This is a genomic window from Hymenobacter baengnokdamensis (assembly GCF_008728635.1).
Lineage (GTDB): Bacteria > Bacteroidota > Bacteroidia > Cytophagales > Hymenobacteraceae > Hymenobacter > Hymenobacter baengnokdamensis.
Genome location: NZ_CP044285.1, coordinates 4,328,086 through 4,348,834, shown reverse-complemented (window position 1 = coordinate 4,348,834; position 20,749 = coordinate 4,328,086). Strand labels below are relative to the sequence as shown.

The following is a 20,749-nucleotide window of genomic DNA, read 5'->3' as shown; positions in this document are numbered from 1 at the left end:
TAGCCGGATTGAAAACACTAGAATTTGGCGCTCAGGTTAAGACCGTACGTTTTCGACGGCGGCACCCCACCCAGCTCCAGGCCCTGCGAAAAGGCGTTGTAGCTGCCTTCAGGGTCAATGTTGTCGGTCTTGCGCATCAAAAAGGCCAGGTTGCGGGCCACTAGGCTCAGCGTCAGGCGCTGAATGTGGTTGTTAAACATGGCGGTGGGAAAGGAGTAGCCCAGCGTTACCTGCCGCAGCTTGATAAAGCTGGCATCCTGCACAAAGTCTTTGGACACGTTATTGGCCAGCGTACCGTAGTAAGTCGCGGCGTCAATCTTGTCGGTGCCGAAGGTGCCTTCACGGTTCACCAGCGTTTCCTTGCGCAGGCCAAAAACAGTGGCGTAGTAGTCGGTAGCCGAAAAAATCTTGCCCCCGAATTTTCCATCAATCAGCACGCCCAGGTTGAAGTGGCCCATGGTAAAGTCGTTGCTCCAGCCGCCGGTCAGGGGGTGAAACGCCGTGCCGTAGGCGGTCAGGTCGCCGCGGGCGGGCACGCCGTTGGTAGTAGTGGCAATGCTGCCATCGGTATTATACTTGTTGTCGTAGGCCATTACCTGCCCAAATGGCTTGCCCACTATCTGCGCCATGTAGCCTACCCCCGAGCGCGACGTAGCATACACTGATTGCGTTTGGCCGGCGGCCAGCGAGAGCACGGTGTTTTTATTGTAAGCGGCATTAAGCGACGAGGTCCAGGTAAAGGCCGCCGTTTTCACCGGCAGCACGGTCAGCAGCATTTCCACGCCTTTGTTTTCCATCTCGCCCGCGTTCAGCACCGCGCCCTGGTAGCCCGAGCTGATAGAAGCCGGGGCAAACGTAATCTCATTCGACGATTTTTTCTTGTAAACGGTCAGGTCCAGGCGCACCCGGTTTTGCACGAAGGCCAGCTCGGTGCCTACCTCAAGCTCGGTAGCGCTGGAGGGCAGCAGGTCGCTGTTTGGGATGTTGACGTTGCTGGGGGTGCCCAGCGGGCGGCCGTTGAGCGTAACGGGCAGCAGCGCGTAGCTCAGCTGCGTCTGGTAAGGAATAGTAGCCTGGCCGACCCGCGAATAGCCCGCCCGAATTTTGCCGAAAGACAGAAAATCCGGTTTCCAAAGCTCAGAGAACACAAACGAGGCGCTCACCCCTGGGTACGTAATACCCAGGTTGTTGTCCCGGCCCGGCGTTGCCAGCGTCGAGAACCAGTCGCGGCGGGTGGTGGCCGTGACGAACAAATATTCGCGGTAAGACAGGTCCAGGGAGCCGTAAACGGACTGAATTTCCTGGTCGCTCGGGAAAACCTGCGACGATTTGTCATTCGCGTTATTAAGCGAGTTCACCCCGAAGATGGCCAGGTTGTTGCCGATGTTCTGGAGGGTTTCCGACCTGGTGCGGCGGTAGCTGGCCCCCAGGTTGGGCGTAAAGGTGAAACTGTCACCAACCTTGAACGACTTGCCAACCAGCCCGTCCACGTTCAGGTCGGTAAAATCGGTAGAAAGCTCGATAATTTTGCCGCCCGGCAGGTAGCCCGTCCCCGACGGCGTAACGCTGGTGTAGCGGTCGGTGTAACTGTCGCGGCCTACCCGGCCCTGCAAAAACAAGCCGTTGTCCAGAGTATAGCGGGCGGTTACGTTCGAAAGCAGGCGCTCGCGCGTGGTGTTGTTGACGAAGTTGTGGGCCGCGAAGTAGGGGTTGGTATTGTAGGGGTTGCCCGTGTTGTACACCAGCTCGGTGCCATCGGGTTTTGTGCCCGGAGCCAGGGTCCTCACGTCCAGGCTGGTAGGCAGAAAGATGACGTTAAAGTTGGCATTGCCGGCCCCGTCGGCCAGGATGGGGCGGTTGTGGGCCTGCTCCAGAATGTAGTTGGCCCGCGCGTCAAGGCTCAGGTGCTTGTACGGGTTGAAAGTGCCCGTAAAATTGAAGGTCTGCCGGTCAAGGCCCGAGTTGGGCACTACGGCTCGGTTTGAGAGGTCGCTGGCCGAAAAACGTATTGAGCCCCCGTCGAAGCTCTTATTGAAGGCCAGGGTATTGGTAAGGCTGCTGCCCGTGCGGTAGAAGTTTTGCAGGTTGTCTTTCTGAGCCACGTAGGGCCGCGAAGTGCCGTCAAACTGCACCACGCTGGAGCCGTCGAGCTTGCCGCCCCAGCTGGAGTTGCCGACCTGCGCGGCCCCGACGGCCGTCGTGGGCTTCATATTGTTAGCGCCCTGGCCGTACTCATACTGCCAGTCGGTAAGGTTGTATATTTTTTCAGCTACAAAGTTGCTGTTGAGCTCAATACCGTCGTTGCCCCGGGCACTTTTGGTCGTTATCAGAATAACGCCGGCCTTGGCCCGGTAGCCGTACAGGGCCGAGGCCGCGGCCCCTTTCAACACCGAGATGGTTTCGATGTCGTCAGGATTGATGTTGGAAATAGGGTCGCCCAGGTCCGGCGAGTTATCGTATTGCGAGCCGCTATTCGCCGTGCTGGGCTGACTTTCCACGGGCACGCCGTTGATAACATACAGCGGCTGGTTGGTCTGGTTAAGACTCGACACCCCCCGGATGATAACGTTGCTCGACGAGCCCGGCCCGCCCGCCGTGGAGTTGACGTTGAGGCCGGCTACCTTGCCTACCAGCGAGTTGGTTATGTTCGTTTCCCGTGCCTGGGTCAGCGACTCGCCTTTTATTTCGGTTACCGAATAGCCGAGGGTTTTTCGTTCGCGCGTTACGTTCAGGGCAGTTACGACGACTTCATTCAGCGCCTGAGCGTTCTCTTTGAGCGTTATAGTAAGTACGTTCTGGGCCAGAACGTGGACAGTCTGGGAATCGTAGCCGACCGACGAAAAAACCAACGTTGCCGTATCGGGCACGGCAATAGAGAAGCTGCCCTCCCCATTGGAGCTAATGCCCTGGTGGGTGCCGCGCACAATAATGGTAACCCCCGGTATGCCTGCGCCCTTAACATCGGTCACTTTGCCGGATACTGTCCTTGTTTGAGCCTGCACCAGGCCTTGCAGGCCCAAAAGCAGTAAAAAAGTAAGCCAGGTAATCTTTTTCATAGGGTCCGGGAGATTGTTTAGTGATGGGAAAAGAGGGCGCAGCAAGGTCAAAAGCAGAATGTGGAAAGACTTGGGCCACGGCTAGCAGCCAGGTAGTCTGAAGCCGGCCGAAAAGGTCCGGTAAGGCCTGGCCGGAACCAGGGAGGCAAAAGACAGGTAGCAATAGCCGGCCTGGTCTTTAAGATATTCTTATAAAGGAAATATCTTTTACTTGTATAAAGTAGGCATTGCCTGGTAGTGCTGGCCCCGTCGCTATGCGTTCGCCTGAGGACGCACGTTCAATAAAATTGGCCGGAGAGCCTGCTTTAGAGCAGCGCGTCGGCCAGCAGTGGGTTGCCTTACCAGTCTTATCCCAGCGGGCAGCTTACTGCTGGTCAGATGCGACTTTTTGAACTATTACTAAATAATCTGCCTCAAACATAACTGCTTAACTTAAGCAAAACAAGGAGATGATGAAAAAAATGTGTGCGCACACGCAAAAATATTTGTTTAAAGTGCCCGCCCACGCATAAATATTTCTTTTCTGCCTTGTTTGCCTCTGCCCGATAGAGAAGCGGGCAGCACAATTTGTAATTATGCTGGGGCGCAAGCCGCAGGGATAAAGCAGGCCGCGTACTTTCGGAGGGCGTGGGTTAGAGCGGCACGTGGCCCGTCAGCGCCCGACCGCAGGTGCCTGGGCGTGCTGCGCTACCAGCCGGCTGATAGCGGCCAGCAGCGAGCTGGCCCCGGCCGCATCCTGCGTCAATTCCCAAATCATAATACCGCTGGCTTGGTCGAGCGCAAGGGTGGTTTTGCTCGCTATAGTGGCCAGACCATTATAGCCCAGGTTCTTAAAGCTATCAGCATTTGGGTCGGCCCCCTGCGCCAGGAGGCTGGCATAGGGTATGCCGCCGGGCTGGGCGTAAAACGGCACTCCGAGCACGGCTTTGCTGGCTGGTAAGCCGCGCAGCTTCCAGTAGGCCAGCGTTTGAACCGCCGAGGCGTAAGTGGCATGCATCGGGTGCGGGCCATCGTAGGCCATAATATTCAGAAAATCAACGCTTTCGAATACGCCGCGCTCGATGCCCGGCCCGCCCCAGGCCCCGCCGGCCACCGCGGCAGTCAGGAGCTTGCCCTGGCTGTGCAGCCGGGCGGCGAGCTGCTGTAAAAGGGCCGCGTAGCCGGGAGCCGTGCAGGTATCCGGATATTCCCAATCAATATCTATCCCGTCGAGCTGGTAGTCGTCAGCAAAATGCAGCAGGTTGGCGACGAACGCGCGGGTGTACTGGGCACTGGCCCCGATAGCGTCAAAGGCGCTGTGGTCGCCGTCGTGCCAGCCGCCTACCGATACCAGGGCCCGGACGTGGGCAGCATGGGCGGCCGCTACCAATTGCCGCAGCTTTGCAGGATTATCAATGGGGTGCAGGCCGCCGGTGGCGGTAGGCTGCAAAAAGGCATAGTTAACGTGGGTGAGCTGGGCAAGCTGGGCGTTGGTTATGCTGCCGTGCCACGACGGCACGTAGCCTACCACCCGAAACTGGGCCCGGCCCGCCGCCGGGGCCAGCAGCAGCGCCACCAAAATTACCTGAGCTAACTGGCTGGCTTTCATAGATAATAGGGTGGGCTAAATGGTTGGAATAGCATACGTTATCCTGGCCTTACCCTGGCTGGCATGGCCTTTCAGCGCAAAAAACAGGATGTAGAGGTAGCACGGAAGCAGTATTAAATAGGCATGCTGCAGGCCCAGCACTTCGCTGGTTTTGCCATACAGGTAGGGCAGTACCGCGCCACCTCCAATGCCCATTATCAGCAAGGCCGAGCCCTGCTCCGTAAGGCTGCCCAGCCCACGGATACTGAGTGGGAAGATGGCCGGCCACATCAGCGAGTTGGCGAGCCCCAGCATGGCAATGCAAAAAACAGATATATACCCCTGGGTGAATAATGCGCCGATGGTGAAGCAGATGCCTACCACCGCGCAGATGCGAAGCGCCGCTTGCTGGCTTAGCCGCCTGGGAATGGTAGCTACCCCGATAAGGTACCCTACCAGCATGGCCACCAGCGTACAAGACGTGAAGTTGCGGGCAATATCGAGGCTGATTCCCTGCGACCGGCCATACTGAATGATGGTGTCGCCGGCAATGACCTCGACCCCCACGTAGCAAAACAGGGCTAGCACCCCCAGCCATAAATGTGGAAATTGCCAGATGCTTTTAGCCGACTGGTGTGGCAGGGCACTTGCAGCCGGCGGGGTAGACCCTATTTCGGGCAGGCCCGACAGCTTGATAAGCACGGCCAAAACGAGCAGTCCGCCCGTCATCAGCAGGTAGGGCCCGATAACCCGGTGCGCCAGCTGTTGCAACAGAGCTTGTTTTTGAGCTGCCGCCAGGGGGCCGGCCAGCTGGCTTTCCAGCTGGGCCGAGCCTTTCAGCACTACCGCGCCAATAATAACCGGACTCAGGGCACCCGCTATTTTGCTGCAGATACCCATGATGCTGATACGACGGGCCGCACTCTCCAGCGGCCCCAGAATACTGGCGTAGGGGTTGGAGGCCGTTTGCAGCAGGGCCAGGCCCGCGCCTTGTACAAACAACCCGGCCAGAAACAGGCTAAAGGAGCGGGCCTGCGCCGCGGGCACAAATACGGCCGTTCCCACCGCCATAACGACCAGGCCCAGGGCCATGCCATTTTTAAACCCGGTTCTTTTCAGCAGCAGCGAAGCAGGAAGCGCAAAGAAAACGTAGGCAATGTAAAAGGCAAACGTCACCAGTAGCGCCTGCGAATACGTTAGCTCACAAGCTATCTTTAAAAAGGGAATCAGCGTTCCGTTGAGCCAGGTGATAAACCCGAAAATGAAAAACAGCGCACCAATAATAACCAAAGGGGGAACGACGTGCCTGCGGGAGCTTTCCATTGAGCAGATAAGCAGATAAGTGAGGTATAGTATCCGGAAAAAGCAGTCAGGGGTAGGAGTCGGGCGCTGGGCTGCTCGTACACCCGTACAGCGGAGGATAGTAGTTAAAAGCGATACCTCACAAAGGCTTCAATAGCCTCGTATTCAGCTAGTCCTAGCTTATCGTAAAGCTTTGCTGTTGCGTGGTTGCGGTCTTCGGAGCGCTGCCAGAACTCGCGCTTGTCGTTGCCCGGAAATACGGCGCTGTCTTTCTGCGACTGATGCTTGAAAATAGCTTTTCGCTTCCGCAGCAGCTCTTCGGGGCTGATGGGCACTGCCATCTCAATCTCCTGCACGTCCCACTCCTGCCAGGCGCCTCGGTACAGCCACAGGTAGCAGTCCTCCACCCATTCTTCCTGACCTTTGAGGCGAGCAAGTGCCGCAAAAATAGCATCCAGGCAAATGCGGTGCGTACCGTGCGGGTCGCGCAGGTCGCCGGCCGCAAAAATCTGGTGCGGCCTGATTTGCTGTAGAATAGCAATGGTTTCCTCGATATCGGCTTCGCCAAGCGGCTTCTTTTTTACCTGGCCGGTTTCGTAAAAGGGCATATTCATAAAATGGATATGCTGCTCCTGCACTCCGCAAAAGCGGCAGGCCGCCATAGCCTCGCCTTTACGAATAAGCGCCTTAATATCCTGTACCAGCAGGCTGTCTTCTTCGCCGAGCTTTTTGTGCTTCAGAAACTCCACTACCGCTGCGTGTTCCTGGCGCATTTGCGCTACGCCTAGCTGCTGCTTTTCGGCAAAGTCAAGGGCGAAGTCGGCAAAGCGCCGCGCGTCGTCGTCAAATACCGCTAGGTTGCCCGAGGTCTGGTAAGCCACGTGCACCTCGTGCCCCTGGTCTACCAGGCGCAGCAGCGTACCGCCCATGGAAATCACGTCGTCGTCGGGGTGCGGGCTGAAAACGAGCGAGCGCTTACTCGCGGGCACTGCCCGCTCGGGGCGCTGCGCATCGTTTGAGTTGGGCTTGCCGCCCGGCCAACCCGTAATTGTATGCTGAATGGCGTTAAATACCTTTATGTTAAGATTATACGCATTGCCGGCCTCCACCAGCAAGTCGCTCAGGCTACCGTCTTTGTAGTCTTCATCGGTAAGCTTCAGAATGGGCTTCTGCATTTTTAAGCTCAGCCAGATGACGGCCCGCCGAATCAGGTTGTCGTCCCACGAGCACATGCCCACCAGCCACGGCGTTTTAATGCGAGTCAGCTCCAGGGCCGCCCACTGGTCTACTACCACGCTCACATTCGGATGGTTTTGCAAAAAGGAAGCGGGCACCTCATCCGAAATCCGTCCCTCCACAGTTTGCTGCAAAATGCGGGCCTTGCTTTCACCCCACGCCATGAGGATAATCCGGCGGGCCTTCATGATAGTGCCCACGCCCATGGTCAGGGCCCGGAGCGGCACAAACTCTTCCTTAATAAAGTCTTTTGCCGCGTCCGTAATCGTCAGCGGGTCGAGCTTTACCAGGCGCGTAACCGAGGTACTGGCCGAGCCCGGCTCGTTGAAGCCAATGTGCCCGGTGCGGCCTATGCCAAGCAGCTGCAAATCCAGCCCTCCGCAGTCCTTAATCTGCTGCTCGTACGCCTGGCAGTATTCTTTTACCTGCTCTATGGCCAGCGTGCCATCGGGAATGTGAATGTTTTCGGGCAAAATGTCGACATGGTCGAACAGCTGCTCGTGCATGAAATAGACGTAGCTCTGCAGCTCGTCGGGCTGCATGGGATAGTACTCGTCGAGGTTAAACGTGACGACGTTCGCAAAGCTGAGGCCTTCCTGCTGGTGCAGGCGAATCAGCTCCTGGTACACCCCAATGGGCGACGAGCCGGTGGCCAGGCCCAGCACGGCTTTTTTGCCTTTCTGCTGCTTGTGACGGATAATGCCCGCAATCTCCTGGGCAATACGGATAGCTCCCTGCGCCGCGTGCTCGAAAATGACTACCGGAAGCTTCTCAAACGTAGTCTCGGGATAGTTAAGAACTTCCATGTCAAATTTTAAAATGTAAAAAATGAGAGTTGGGGTAAGCAGAGTGAGGCGGCCGACGCAAGCCGCTTACAACGGCCGCAGGGCTGGCATAAGAATCTTGCAGCAGAGACTGATAATAGGATTTTTCGTAGCAGATACAACTAATTCTGCCCAAACTTAAGCACCTGGCCTAAGCAAAGCAAACCCTGGAATAAAAAAATGTGCGCGCACACGCAAAAATATTTTCTATGAGTGCCCGCACACGCGAAAAAAATATTTTTGCGCTCTCTCGTATTCCGAAAAAAGGAAAGTGTATAACTAATGCAAGAGCCTTTCCGACGTATGCTGGTAGCCCAGACTACTTTTATGCTCCGGCAGTTGGCTGGTAGCAACTGAAAAAAGGAAGCTGGCAACCGGCAGCCGGGTATGGTCAAGGAACACTGATGGAGTGGTTGCCAATGCTCGGCTCGCTCCCTGTTGCCAGCTAAAGCAGTTTCATAGCCCGCCCCTTTCAACCTGTACACTCACTTGCAAACCGCTCTGGCATTGCTATCGGGCGTGCTGCTACTTTTGGAGAGTATGGCCAGCGTAGGTAGCGCTGGCTTTATAGTTCAGCTCGCGTCCGCGATGCACACCCGTTGCGGTGGCGCGGGAATGCGAACGACAAAATTTGCACTACTATTTACCTGTTCCAAAGCCGCTCTAAGTGATAACTTTGTTAAATTTTTCAAGTAAGCGCTTAGCATACACATGAGTAAAACTGCGGTGCGCCTCAAGGATATAGCAGCCAAAGCAAACGTTTCGGTCGGAACCGTAGACCGGGTTTTGCACAATCGGGGCCGGGTTTCGGAGGAAGTGCGGCAGAAGGTACTGCTGATGATGAAAGAGCTGGAGTACGAGCCCAATATGATAGCGCGTACGCTGGGCTCCAACCGCAGCTATCGGCTGGCGGTGCTGCAGCCCGACCACCTGCTCGACCCTTACTGGCAAGCTCCCTGGGATGGTATTGAGAAAGCCGGCAGGGAGCTCAAACAGTATGGTATAAACGTTATTATATACCCGTATAGCCTTACGGAGGTTTCGTCTTTTATAGAGCAGGCTGAAGCCGCGACAGCCTCACAGCCCGACGGTATTTTGATTGCGCCGCTGTTTTACCGTGAGTCGCTGACCTTCTTTGCGCGGTGGCAGGCGCAAAGCATTCCTTACGTACTGTTTAATACCTACATTGCTGAGCTGGAATCGCTCAGCTACGTTGGGCAGGATTCTTACCAAAGCGGCTTTCTGGCGGGCAAGCTGGTGCAGTTTGGGCAGGCGCAGCCCGGCACTTTTTTGATAGTGCATATTGCGGAAGACGTAGCCAACTCCGTGCACGTAACCCAAAAGGAGCGGGGCTTTCGCGATTACTTTGCGCAGCTTGCCGCTACTGCAACCGAGGCCAAAAGCCCGTACACCATCATCAGCATCGACCTGCCGCAGCCGACCGAGCCCTCTTTTGCCCGGCAGCTCAACCGCTTGCTCGATGATGAGGCAATTCAGCTGAAAGGGATTTTTGTGAGTACTTCAAAAGCTTATGAGATAGCTCCTTATCTGCAAGCCTACCAGCGTGAGAATATCCGACTGGTGGGGTACGACCTGCTCGAAAAGAATATTCATTTTCTGAATGAGAATATCATCGACTTTTTAATAAACCAAAACCCCCGGGAGCAAGGCTACTGGGGTATTTTCACGTTGGCCGATTTGCTGGTTTTTAAGAAAGAGGTGTTGCCGCTCAAGTACCTGCCACTCGATATTATCACGAAAGAAAACCTGCAATACTACATCACTGCTCCCGCTGCGTAGGCAGAAGCGGTAAGTGGTGCGTGCCAAGGGCAGGCTGGCTTTTGTCCCGATTTATACTATGCGCACCTTCAATTGGGCCATTCTGGGCCTGGGAAACATCGCCCATAAGTTTGCCCAGGATTTGGCGCTGGTGCCCCAGGCCCGCCTGCATGCCGTGGCCTCCCGCAGCCCGACCAAGGCGCAGGAGTTTGCCGCCACCTACGGCGTGCCGCACGCCGTGGGCAGCTACGAAGCGCTGCTGGCCGTGCCCGACCTCGACGTGGTCTACATTGCCACTCCTCACTCGGAGCACCACGCCCACGCCCTGCTGTGCCTGCGCGCCGGCTTGCCCGTGCTCTGCGAAAAAGCATTTGCCCGCAGTGCCGGCGAGGCGCGGGAAATGATAGAGGCCGCGCAGGAGCGCGGGGTTTTCCTGATGGAAGCGTTCTGGACGCGCTTCTTTCCGGCTATCGGCCAGGCTCTGGAGCTGGTGCGGGCCGGGGCCATCGGGGAAGTAAAGCATTTGGTTGCCGATTTTGGCTTTGCCAGCGAGTATAATCCCACCGGCCGGCTGTTTAACCCGGCATTGGCCGGGGGCTCCTTGCTGGATATCGGCGTCTATCCGCTTTTTATCAGCCAGCTTTTTTTAGGCGCGCCCGTAGCCGTGCGGGCGGTATCGACCTTCACGGCTACGGGAGTCGACCTCAATTGCGCGATGGCCCTGGCTTATGCCAGCGGGGCCACGGCCAGCCTGGTTTCTACGCTGGCCGCTACAACCGATAACCGCTGCGTGCTGTATGGCACGGCCGGCCAGCTGCACCTTACCGGCCGGTTTCATGCGCCCAGCGGCCTGCGCATGCAGGTGTTTGGCCAGGAGGCGCAGGTAATTCCTTCCCCAACAACGGGGTATGGCTACCACTACGAAGCCGCCCACGTGCAGCAGTGCCTGGCGCAGGGCTTACTGGAAAGTCCGCTGTTGCCTTTGGCTTTCAGCCTGCAGCTGATGGAGCTGGCCGATGAGGTGCGCCGGCAAATCGGCTTGCGCTACCCAGGCGAATAAGCGGCCGGCCGCTTATTCGCGCTTGCGACCGATGCTGAGGCGATACACCGTTTCGGTGAGGCGCTTGGCGCGGGTTTCGGCGGTTTTCGCGCCCTTCAGGTAGCGCACGTAGGCCCGTTGCTCGGGTTTGGTGAGACTTTTGAAAAACTTCAGGGCGGCGGCATTTGCGGCCAGGCTGGCCGCCAGGTCGTCGGGCATGGTCACCACGCGCTCGCTCAGGTCGTGGCGCAGGGCCACGCGCAGCACGTCGCCCACCGTTTTGCCCACGGCGCGCCGCACCTCGCGCGGAATCACCAGGGCGTGGTAGCCATCGCCGAGCGGCAGCAGCTCGCCCTGGTACGGAAAGCCGTCGATAGCCGTTTGCACCAGCAGCTCCTCCTGGGTGCCGTAAAGCTCGGCCACCGAAAAAGGCGCTACTACAAATACGTCGCCGGTACGCGGGTCGGCTTCGAGCACCGCTTCAAATTCCTGTTCAAATTCCGTCATCGTCGGCAAAATTAACTCGCGCGTCACCAGTCGCGCCCGGACCTGGTGCAGCGCCTGGGCAATGGCCGCGGTATCGCTGGCCGGGATGGGGCGCACCGCGCCGGCGGGCAGGTGCAGCTCGTGGCGAACCCGCTCTGCCAAGGCCGGTGTTTCGGTTAGAATAAGGTCGGCCCGGCGCAGGGCCTGGCGTTGCAGCTCGGCTATCCAGCCGGTTGCCGTAGCCAGAGATTCTTCGGTGCGCGCCGCCAGGCTGACTACGTGCAGCACCAGCGGCTGGCCGGTGCGCTGCTGCAGCTCCTGGGCCGCCAGCCACGTGGGCCAGGCAGGCGCATAAATAGCTTCAAAGCCCGGCTCAGCCCGCGCCACCGGCACGGCAAAGCGCGCGTACTGAATAACCTGAAAATTCAAATCGGGGGCTGAAAAGCTTTGCGCCGCCGGCAGCAGGGCCGGGTGCACCGGGAGAGCGGGCTCGTTGGGAGCCGGGGCAGGCGCGGCGGTTTCCGGCGTTTCCGGCAAGGCTACCGGCTGCTTTAAAGCCGCCAGGGCCTGCGGCCAGTCCGCGTGAGCCGACAACGGGTTGGCGTTATATTCAGAATTTTCTATATAATGACTGTTCACCTCGCTCGACTCGGCAGCTGCCGGGGTAAGTAAAGCTGCTTCCGGCTCAGGAGCCTGGGCCGGCGCTTCGCTGGGCGCGGCCGGTGGTGCAAAGGCCCGCGCCACGGCCTCAGCAGCCGGCGGCGACTCAGGTAGCTGGCCTGGCACGGGGCAGGTTAGCGCCGCCGGCGGCGCTGGTGACGGCGCGGAAGTAGAAGCATAGCCTTGGGTTTGCTGGGCGGGCAGCTCCGGGGTGGCTGGTTGGGTAAAGCCGGGAGCTGCTTCGGCCGAACCCAGGTATGGGGCCGCCGGGCGTCCGGCGGCCCCGGTCCAGATAGGGGCGGGCAGGGGTTGCCCGGCTTTTTGGGCCAGTTCGGGTAAGCTCAGGCTCGCCAGGCGCACTACCCGCACCAGCGACCAGGCGGGCAGCGGTGCGGCGGCTGGCGTAGCTGCCGGCGGGACCGGGTGGGCTACGGTAGGCGGCGCGGGCGCGGGGCTTGCCAGGGCCGTTTCGGACAGGGGCGCTGCCTGGGCCGGCGCCGGGCTGGGCGCCGGAACCGGCTCGGCTTCCGCTTCGGCCAAGGGCAGCGGCAGGTATTCTTCGGGGCTGAGCTGGTCGGGGGCGTCGGCCTGGGGCACCAGCACGACGATAGAATCGACGACCGGCTCGGGGGCCTGCGTGGCGGCCAGCAGGGCCCGTACGGCTGGCGCCGCCTCATCCCAGGCCAGTACCAGAACGGCGATAGGGGCGGGCGTAGCGGCAGCAGGCAAAAGCATCGGCGGAGATTAACCCTGCGAATAACGGCACTGCGGAAGGCAGGATAATGGATAAGCTAAAAAATATAATTGCGCTACCGGCCGGCGAAGAGGCGTTTCCAATTCCGGGCCTCAGCTTTATGCCAGCGCTAAAAACTAACTTGCGAGCTGAGAGCTGCGCAGCTATCGGCTACGGCCGGCTTTTTATCGTTAGGTGCGCAAGCCCCCACTGCTCTTTCAGCCCTTCCCCAGTATGCCTACCAATTCCGTTCAGGAAAATAACTATATGCTCAACGACCTGGCCGCCCAAGCGCGCCAGGAGCACCTGCCCGGCCCGGTGCAGCTCGTGGAGCAAACCAACGACCACCTCTTCACTTTTACGACCGATAACGGGACGCGCCTGCTGCTGCAGGTGCTTTCCGATAAGATTCTGCGCTTTCGCTACCTGACGCCCGAAAGCCCGGCCGAACCCGATTTCAGCTACGCCGTGCCCGACCCGGCCGTGGAGCATACCCTGCGCCCCAGCGTGCCGGGCTTTCTGGAGTTTAAGGAAAAGAGCGACCACTACCGCCTTACCACGGCCCGCCTGATTTGCATCGTCTGGAAGGATTCGCTGCGCACCCGCGTGCTCGACCGCTCCGGCAATATTCTTTCGGCTGATGAAAAGGGCTTTCACTGGCACCACGACGACGACACCGGCAACGACATCGTGAAGATGAGCCAGCAGGTGCCCAGCGGCGTATGCTACTACGGCCTCGGCGATAAGCCCGCCAATATGAACCTGCGCGGCCAGCGGTTTTGCAACTGGGGCTCCGATACCTACGGCTACGTAAAAGGGTCGGACCCGCTATATAAGAATATTCCGTTTTTTCAGGTGTTACATCAGCGCATCGCCCACGGTATTTTCTTCGACAATACCTTCAAGGCCTTCTTTGACTTTGCGGCCGAGCGCGCCGACGTGACCAGCTTCTGGGCCGAGGGCGGCGAGATGAACTACTACTTCATCTACGGCCCCACCCTGCTCGAAGTAACCGAGGAATACACCTGCCTGACCTGCCCGCCCGAGCTGCCGCCGCTCTGGACGCTGGGCTACCACCAGTGCAAGTGGAGCTACTTTCCGGAAAGCAACGTGAAGGATATTACCCGGGGCCTGCGCGAGCGCCGTATTCCGTGCGATGCGATTTACCTCGACATCGACTACATGGATGGCTACCGGTGCTTTACCTGGAGTCCGCAGCATTTTCCCGAGCCCAAGCGCCTGGTGCAGGAGCTGGCCGCCGACGGCTTTAAGCTGGTCGTCATTATCGACCCCGGCATTAAGATTGACCCGGCCTACCCGGTGTATCAGGAGGGGCTGAAGAACGACTTTTTCTGCCGCCGCGCCGATGGCCCGCTGATGAAAGGCTCGGTATGGCCCGGCCAGTGCAACTTTCCCGACTACACGCGGCCCGAAGTGCGCGAATGGTGGGCTGGGCTGTTTAAGGGCCTCATTCAGGAGGTGGGCGTAAAAGGCGTGTGGAACGACATGAACGAGCCCGCCGTGTTTGAAAAGGGGACTTTTCCCGACGACGTGCGCTTCGGCTACGACGGCCAGCCGGCCTCGCATCGCAAGGCCCACAACATTTACGGTATGCAGATGGCCCGCGCTACCAACAATGGCGTGAAGCAGTTCAGCTACCCCAACCGGCCGTTTACCATTACGCGCAGCACGTATGCGGGCGGCCAGCGCTATTCGTCGGGCTGGACCGGCGACAACATTGCCAGCTGGGACCACCTCTGGCTGGCTAATATTCAGTGCCAGCGCCTGAGTATCTCGGGCTTCAGCTTCATCGGCTCCGACATCGGTGGCTTCATCGACACGCCCGACGGCGAGCTGTACGCCCGCTGGATTGCGCTCGGGGCATTTCACCCGTTCTTTCGCACCCACAGCTCCGGCGACCACGGCGACCAGGAGCCCTGGAGCTTCGGCGAGCCCTACACCAGCCTGGCGCGCCACTTTATTGAGCTGCGCTACCAGCTGCTGCCCTACGTGTACACCGCGTTTTGGCAGTACACCACCCGCGGCACCCCCATGCTGCGCCCGCTCACCTTCCTCGACCAGGATGACCCCGAAACCTACCTGCGCATGGCCGAGTTTTCGCTCGGCGACCACCTGCTGGTCTGCCCCATCACCCAGGCCGGGGCCGATGGCCGCTGGATGTACCTGCCTAAAGGCGACTGGTACTATTACTGGACCGACGAGCTGAAGGCCGGTGGGCAGGAGGTCTGGGCGTCGGCCGACCTTACCCGCATTCCGCTCTTCGTGAAAGCCGGCGCCGTGGTGCCCATGCAGCCCGTGATGCAGTACGTGGGCGAAAAAACGGTGGAGCAGCTGACGCTGCACGTGTACTACAAAAACGGCACTGCTGAGAGCGTGCTCTATGACGATGGCGGCGAAGGCTATGCCTACCACGAAGGCCAGCAAACCACCCGCCGCTTTACCGTAACGGGCGATGCCGCATCGCTCACGCTGACGCAGCAAACGGCGGGCGCCTACCAAACACCTTATTCTACTTACCGCGTGGTGCTGCATGGCCTGCCCGGCGCCATCAAAGCCGTGGCCGCCGATGGCCAGGCCGTGGCGCTCGGCGAGTACCCCGCCACCGAAACCACCGTAGCCGCGCCGGCCGTAGTGGTGGGCGTGGGCTTTGGCGAGGTGAAAATTGTGCTGGTGGGTCCGGTGGCCGAGGCGGTAACCAAGGCATAAAATATTAACTGGCACCAAAAAAACGCTCTAGCTCACACCGGGGTGCTTTTTGGTGCCAGTCAGTAAGCTAGAGTCCGACGTCGAAGCACCCATTGGTGACGTGCACCAGCTTACCAGTCGTGATTTCGTGCGCCGTATAGCTAAAGGTGCCACTAGCTACGTACCCTACTGTGTCGTACCGAACGGGCGTAACAGTCCCACTGCTGCACTATCAGTATAGTAATAAGACATAGGTAGAAGCGGCCCACTGGCGGGCACGGGCGGAATATTGGTATAAGTGGCATAATTGCCCGATAGCTTCCAATAAGGTGTTTCCTTGCCAAGTTGATAAGTGCCCCTGACTTTAGGAAAGTCGGGCGGGCGCGTCAGCACCAGCGAGTAATACCAAACCATTGCCGGGCCGTATTACCTGCGATGGCTCGCCTCAGCCCGTGCGGCACTCTGCCACTTTTTATTTCTTACGGTCTTCGCTCTTGCCTACGCCTACCAACACCCCCGACGCGCCTCAATCTAAAACTGCCATCGTGGCTGCGCTGGCGGCCAACCTGGGCATCGCCGCCATCAAGTTTGCGGCGGCGTGGTTTACGGGCTCGTCGGCCATGCTTTCCGAAGCCATTCACTCGCTGGTAGATACTGCCAATGAATGGCTGCTGCTGCTGGGGCTGCGCGCCAGCCAGCAGCCGGCTACCGAGCGTCGGCCCTTCGGCTATGGCCGCGAGCTGTACTTCTGGGCCTTTATGGTGGCAGTATTTATCTTCCTGATTGGCGGCGGCCTGTCGCTTTACGAAGGCTACGAGCACCTGCGGCACCCCGCGCCGCTAAGTAGCCCCACCTGGAACTACGTGGTGCTGGGCCTGGCATTTTGCTTCGATGGGGGCTCCTTTCTGGTAGCGCGGCGCATGTTTAACGCCCAGCGGGGCGGGCAACCGTTCTGGCAGGCTTTCCGCGCCAGCAAGGACCCGTCGGTCTTCGTGGTGCTCTTCGAGGATGCCTCCGACCTGCTGGGGCTGCTTATCGCGTTTCTGGGCGTGTTTCTCAGCCACTGGCTGAATAAGCCCGCCCTCGATGGCGTGGCCTCGCTGCTCATCGGGGTGCTGCTGCTGGTAGTAGCCGGCCTGCTTTTGCGCGAAACCAAGAGCCTGCTGCTGGGCGAACCCGCCGAAGAGGCTATTCTTCAGCGCATCGCCGAACTGGTTGATGCTGAAAAGGCCGTAGCCCGCACGGCTGCGCCGCTCTCATCTTACCTCAGCCCACACGAAATTCTGGTTGTCCTAACCGTCAGCTTCGAGCCCGGCTTGCCAGCTGCTCAGGTAGTCGAAATCATTGAGCGCCTGCGCACTGCCGTTCAGCAGGCGCATCCCGACGTCAAGCACCTCTTTATTCAGCCCGTAGCCGCCAGTAAGCCGCCAGATTATGGAAGCTCAGTAGCTTAATAATGTTAAATATTATATATTTTGGCCTTGCAACGTAAAAAGGGCGCCCCAGCTAAACTGATGCGCCCTTTTTTCTGTAACTGGCTGGTAGCTACGCCAGGTTGTTCGATGATACCTTAGCCGTGAGGAACTCGCGGTTCAGAATGGCGATATTTTCCAGCGAGATGCCCACCGGGCACTCGGCTGCGCACGAGCCGATGTTGGAGCAGGCGCCAAAGCCCTCGATGTCCATCTGGGCTACCATATTCTCCACGCGGGTTTTGGCTTCCACCTGGCCCTGGGGTAGCAGGGCCAGCTGCGACACCTTGGCGCTTACGAAGAGCATGGCCGACGCGTTTTTGCAGGCCGCCACGCACGCGCCGCAGCCAATGCAGGTAGCGGCCTCAAAAGCCCGGTCCGAAATTTCCTTCGGAATCGGAATCTCGTTGCCGTCGGGCGTGCCGCCGGTGTTCACGCTCACGTAGCCCCCCGCCTGAATGATGCGGTCGAAGGCCGAGCGGTCTACGCTCAGGTCTTTGTTTACGGGGAAGGCATTGGCACGCCAGGGCTCCACGGTGATAGTATCACCATCGGAGAACTTGCGCATGTGCAGCTGGCAGGTAGTAGTGCCTTTTTCGGGGCCGTGTGAGCGGCCGTTGATAAACAAGTCGCACGAGCCGCAGATGCCCTCGCGGCAGTCGTGGTCGAAGGCTACCGGGTCCTGGCCTTTGTGCAGCAGGTCCTCGTTGAGCACATCCAGCATTTCGAGAAACGACATATCCGGGGATATCTCATTTACCTTATATTCTACAATCTGGCCTTCGGTCTGGCGGTTGGGCTGCCGCCACACGCGCAGCGTCAGGTTCATTGGTTTAGCGTTGGGGTTGGAGCCGGCCATATTCTTTGAATTAAAAATTAAAAATTATGAATTGAAGATTGGCTGCTGCTAGCGGTAACCGACCCTTGATTCATAATTTTTAATTCATAATTTTTAATTTAAAATTACTTATAGCTGCGTTGCGTGAGCTTTACGTTCTCAAACACCAGCTCCTCCTTATTGAGGCGCTCGGGCTGGTTGTCACCCATGTACTCCCAGGCTGCCACATAGGCATAGTGGTCGTCGTCGCGCAGGGCTTCGCCTTCGGGGGTCTGGTATTCCTCGCGGAAGTGGCCGCCGCAGCTTTCGTTGCGGTCGAGGGCGTCGTCTACCATCAGCTCGCCGAGCTCCAGGAAGTCGGCCACGCGGCCGGCTTTTTCCAGCGCCTGGTTCATATCCTCGTTCGAGCCTACCACTTTTACATCCTGCCAGAACTCGCGGCGCAGCTGCTGAATGGCGGCTTTGGCGTGTTTCAGGCCTTCGGCATTGCGGGCCATGCCGCAATACTCCCACATGATGTGGCCCAGCGCCTTATGAAACTGGTCGGGGGTCCGGTTGCCATTAATGCTGAGCAGCTGCTCGACGCGGGCCTGCACACCGGCTTTCGCCTCAGCGAAGGCCGGGTGGTCGGTCGTAACCGGCTTGGGCGGCGTAGCGGCCAGGTAATCGCCAATGGTGTAAGGGATTACGAAATAGCCATCGGCCAGGCCCTGCATCAGGGCCGAAGCGCCGAGGCGGTTGGCCCCGTGGTCGGAGAAGTTGCACTCGCCGGCGGCATAGAGGCCGGGAATGGTCGTCTGCAGGTTATAGTCCACCCAGAGGCCGCCCATGGTATAGTGTACCGCCGGGTAGATGCGCATGGGCATCTCATAGGGGTTCTCGTCGGTAATCTTCTCGTACATCTCGAAAAGGTTACCATATTTCTGGCTTACCGCTTCGGCGCTGGTGCGCTTGATAACGTCGGCAAAGTCGAGGTACACGGCCAGGCCCGTCGAGCCTACGCCCCGACCTTCGTCGCACATCTGCTTGGCGTTGCGCGAGGCTACGTCGCGGGGCACCAGGTTGCCGAAGGCCGGGTACTTGCGCTCCAGGAAGTAGTCGCGGTCGTCTTCTTTGATATCCTGCGGCTTCACTTCGCCTTTGCGCACGCGCTCGGCCATTTCCACCGTTTTAGGCACCCACACGCGGCCATCGTTGCGCAGCGACTCCGACATCAGCGTCAGCTTCGACTGGTAGTCGCCCGATACCGGAATGCAGGTGGGGTGAATCTGGGTAAAGCAGGGGTTCGCAAAGTAAGCCCCTTTCTTGTGCGCCCGCCAGGCGGCCGTTACGTTGCAGTACTTGGCGTTGGTGCTCAGGTAGAACACGTTGCCGTAGCCACCGGTAGCCAGCACCACCGCGTGGGCCGCGTGGGTCTGGGTTTCGCCGGTGATGAGATTACGCGTCACGATACCGCGCGCCTGGCCATCGATTACAACGATATCGAGCAGCTCCGAGCGGGTGTACATCTTCACCTTGCCGTAGGCAATCTGGCGGCTCAGCGCCGAATAGGCCCCCAGCAGCAGCTGCTGGCCGGTCTGGCCGCGGGCGTAGAACGTGCGGCTTACCTGCGCACCCCCAAACGAGCGGTTGGCCAGCAGCCCGCCGTACTCGCGGGCGAACGGCACCCCCTGCGCCACGCACTGGTCGATAATATTCACCGATACCTGGGCCAGGCGGTACACGTTGGCCTCACGGGCGCGGTAGTCGCCGCCCTTGATGGTGTCGTAGAACAAGCGGAAAACGGAGTCGCCGTCGTTCTGGTAGTTTTTGGCTGCGTTGATACCGCCCTGCGCCGCAATGGAGTGCGCCCGGCGCGGCGAGTCGTGGTACGTAAACGCTTTTACGTTGTAGCCCAGCTCGGCCAGCGAGGCGGCCGCCGAGGCGCCGGCCAGGCCGGTACCCACCACAATCACGTCGTATTTCCGCTTGTTGGCGGGGTTGACGAGCTTGACGTTAAACTTGTGTTTGTCCCATTTCTCGGCCAGGGGGCCTTCGGGCGCTTTGGAGTTCAGAATCATATGAGGTAGCTAAGAAACTGAGGTTAGTTGAACGCCAGCACAAGCTGGTGCAGCACGGCCGGTGCGTTGCTTACCAGCGCACCTTTCTCGTTGGTAAACAGCAGAAAGTAGAGCGGCATCGAAGCAAAGCCAGCCGACACAATGACAGCGAACGCATAGCCAAAGTTTTTAATAAGCGGCATGTATTTGCGGTGGTTGAGGCCCAGCGTCTGGAAGCCCGAGCGGAAGCCGTGCCAGAGGTGGTAGCCGAGGCTGGCCTGCGCCGCTACGTAGAGCACCACGTACCACCACTGATGAAACGACGACACCACGACCTGATACAGGTTATCGTTGTGGTTGATATCGGTATCGAGGGTGCCGAAGCGGGCGCGCCAGAAGAAATTGTACAGGTGCACAATCAAAAACACCAGGATGATGGAGCCCAGAATGCCCATGTTGCGGGAAGTCCACTCCGAGTTTTGCTTGGCCTGCCACTGGTCGTACTGGTGCGAGCGGGCGCCTTTGTTACGGTTAGTGAGCATGAGGGCTTCGTAGATGTGGAAGCCAAAGCCCAGCACCAGGCCCCATTCCAGGGTGCGGATAATGGGGTTGTGCCCCATAAAATGCGAGTACACGTTGAAGGCAACGCCGTCATCGTTTTTGAAAAGCTGGAGGTTGCCAACCAGGTGGACTACCAGAAAGGAACAGAGAAACAGGCCCGTAAGGGACATGATTATCTTGCGCCCGATGCTGCTGGTGAAGGTTTTTGTAAACCAGTTCATAGAGATTTCAGCCGAGAAATTGACCGTTTGTAACGCCCAAAGGTAGGGCCGGCCGCGCCCTCAGCCCAAGGTAGCAAGGTAACATTAGCGTTATTTAGAAAGGTTAAATCCAGCAGCTCCGCCCTGGGTAGCCGGGGCTGAATCAATCTCACCCGAATACCGTTAGGCAATTTGCTGCTTACTTTAGGATAACCAAGCTCCTTTGCGAATGGTTGAGAAACCAAAGTAAT

At 58.8% G+C, this 20,749-nt stretch carries 12 protein-coding genes; 4 read left to right on the top strand and 8 right to left on the bottom strand.

Features of this window, described 5'->3' with window-relative positions; genetic code table 11:
• Positions 1-17: 17 nt before the first annotated feature.
• The 4 genes from F6X24_RS18505 to nagB all read right to left on the bottom strand — a co-directional run bounded on the left by F6X24_RS18505 (position 18) and on the right by nagB (position 7,967).
• Complete coding sequence (locus F6X24_RS18505; RefSeq protein ID WP_151089399.1) at positions 18-3,056, bottom strand: SusC/RagA family TonB-linked outer membrane protein; 3,039 nt, start codon at positions 3,054-3,056, stop codon at positions 18-20.
• A gap of 652 nt (positions 3,057-3,708) precedes the next feature.
• Positions 3,709-4,644 (bottom strand): glycosyl hydrolase family 18 protein, encoded by a 936-nt coding sequence (locus F6X24_RS18500; protein WP_151089398.1) that lies wholly within the window; start codon positions 4,642-4,644, stop codon positions 3,709-3,711.
• A gap of 15 nt (positions 4,645-4,659) precedes the next feature.
• Entirely contained in the window at positions 4,660-5,913 is a 1,254-nt protein-coding gene (locus F6X24_RS18495; RefSeq protein WP_317132498.1) for a sugar MFS transporter, read from the bottom strand.
• Between the two features lie 137 nt (positions 5,914-6,050).
• Positions 6,051-7,967 (bottom strand): glucosamine-6-phosphate deaminase, encoded by a 1,917-nt coding sequence (gene nagB / locus F6X24_RS18490; RefSeq protein WP_151089396.1) that lies wholly within the window; start codon positions 7,965-7,967, stop codon positions 6,051-6,053.
• Positions 7,968-8,696: 729 nt separating this feature from the next.
• On the opposite strand from nagB, the gene F6X24_RS18485 reads away from it, so the two are divergent.
• Together F6X24_RS18485 and F6X24_RS18480 are read left to right on the top strand one after the other, a co-directional pair.
• A complete protein-coding gene (locus F6X24_RS18485) occupies positions 8,697-9,785 on the top strand; it encodes a LacI family DNA-binding transcriptional regulator (protein ID WP_151089395.1) in 1,089 nt (362 codons plus the stop codon).
• 58 nt (positions 9,786-9,843) lie between these two features.
• Positions 9,844-10,824: a Gfo/Idh/MocA family protein gene (locus F6X24_RS18480; protein WP_151089394.1), complete on the top strand. Its 981-nt coding sequence runs from the start codon at positions 9,844-9,846 to the stop codon at positions 10,822-10,824.
• A 12-nt stretch (positions 10,825-10,836) separates the two neighbouring features.
• Here F6X24_RS18480 and F6X24_RS19295 read toward each other — a convergent pair whose 3' ends face one another.
• Positions 10,837-12,684: a YdeI/OmpD-associated family protein gene (locus tag F6X24_RS19295; protein WP_151089393.1), complete on the bottom strand. Its 1,848-nt coding sequence runs from the start codon at positions 12,682-12,684 to the stop codon at positions 10,837-10,839.
• A gap of 232 nt (positions 12,685-12,916) precedes the next feature.
• Here F6X24_RS19295 and F6X24_RS18470 point away from each other — a divergent pair, with 232 nt between their 5' ends.
• A complete protein-coding gene (locus F6X24_RS18470) occupies positions 12,917-15,409 on the top strand; it encodes a glycoside hydrolase family 31 protein (RefSeq protein ID WP_151089392.1) in 2,493 nt (830 codons plus the stop codon).
• 473 nt (positions 15,410-15,882) lie between these two features.
• The gene (locus F6X24_RS18465) at positions 15,883-16,842 is read left to right on the top strand and encodes a cation diffusion facilitator family transporter (RefSeq protein WP_151089391.1); all 960 of its coding nucleotides are present in this window, start codon (positions 15,883-15,885) and stop codon (positions 16,840-16,842) included.
• 91 nt (positions 16,843-16,933) lie between these two features.
• On the opposite strand, the gene F6X24_RS18460 is transcribed toward F6X24_RS18465, so the two are convergent.
• The 3 genes from F6X24_RS18460 to F6X24_RS18450 form a co-directional block, all read right to left on the bottom strand.
• A complete protein-coding gene (locus F6X24_RS18460) occupies positions 16,934-17,689 on the bottom strand; it encodes a succinate dehydrogenase/fumarate reductase iron-sulfur subunit (protein ID WP_151089690.1) in 756 nt (251 codons plus the stop codon).
• 134 nt (positions 17,690-17,823) lie between these two features.
• On the bottom strand, positions 17,824-19,758 hold the full coding sequence (locus F6X24_RS18455) for a fumarate reductase/succinate dehydrogenase flavoprotein subunit (protein WP_151089390.1): 1,935 nt from the start codon (positions 19,756-19,758) through the stop codon (positions 17,824-17,826).
• A 23-nt stretch (positions 19,759-19,781) separates the two neighbouring features.
• A complete protein-coding gene (locus F6X24_RS18450) occupies positions 19,782-20,519 on the bottom strand; it encodes a succinate dehydrogenase cytochrome b subunit (RefSeq protein WP_151089389.1) in 738 nt (245 codons plus the stop codon).
• Positions 20,520-20,749 lie beyond the last annotated feature (230 nt).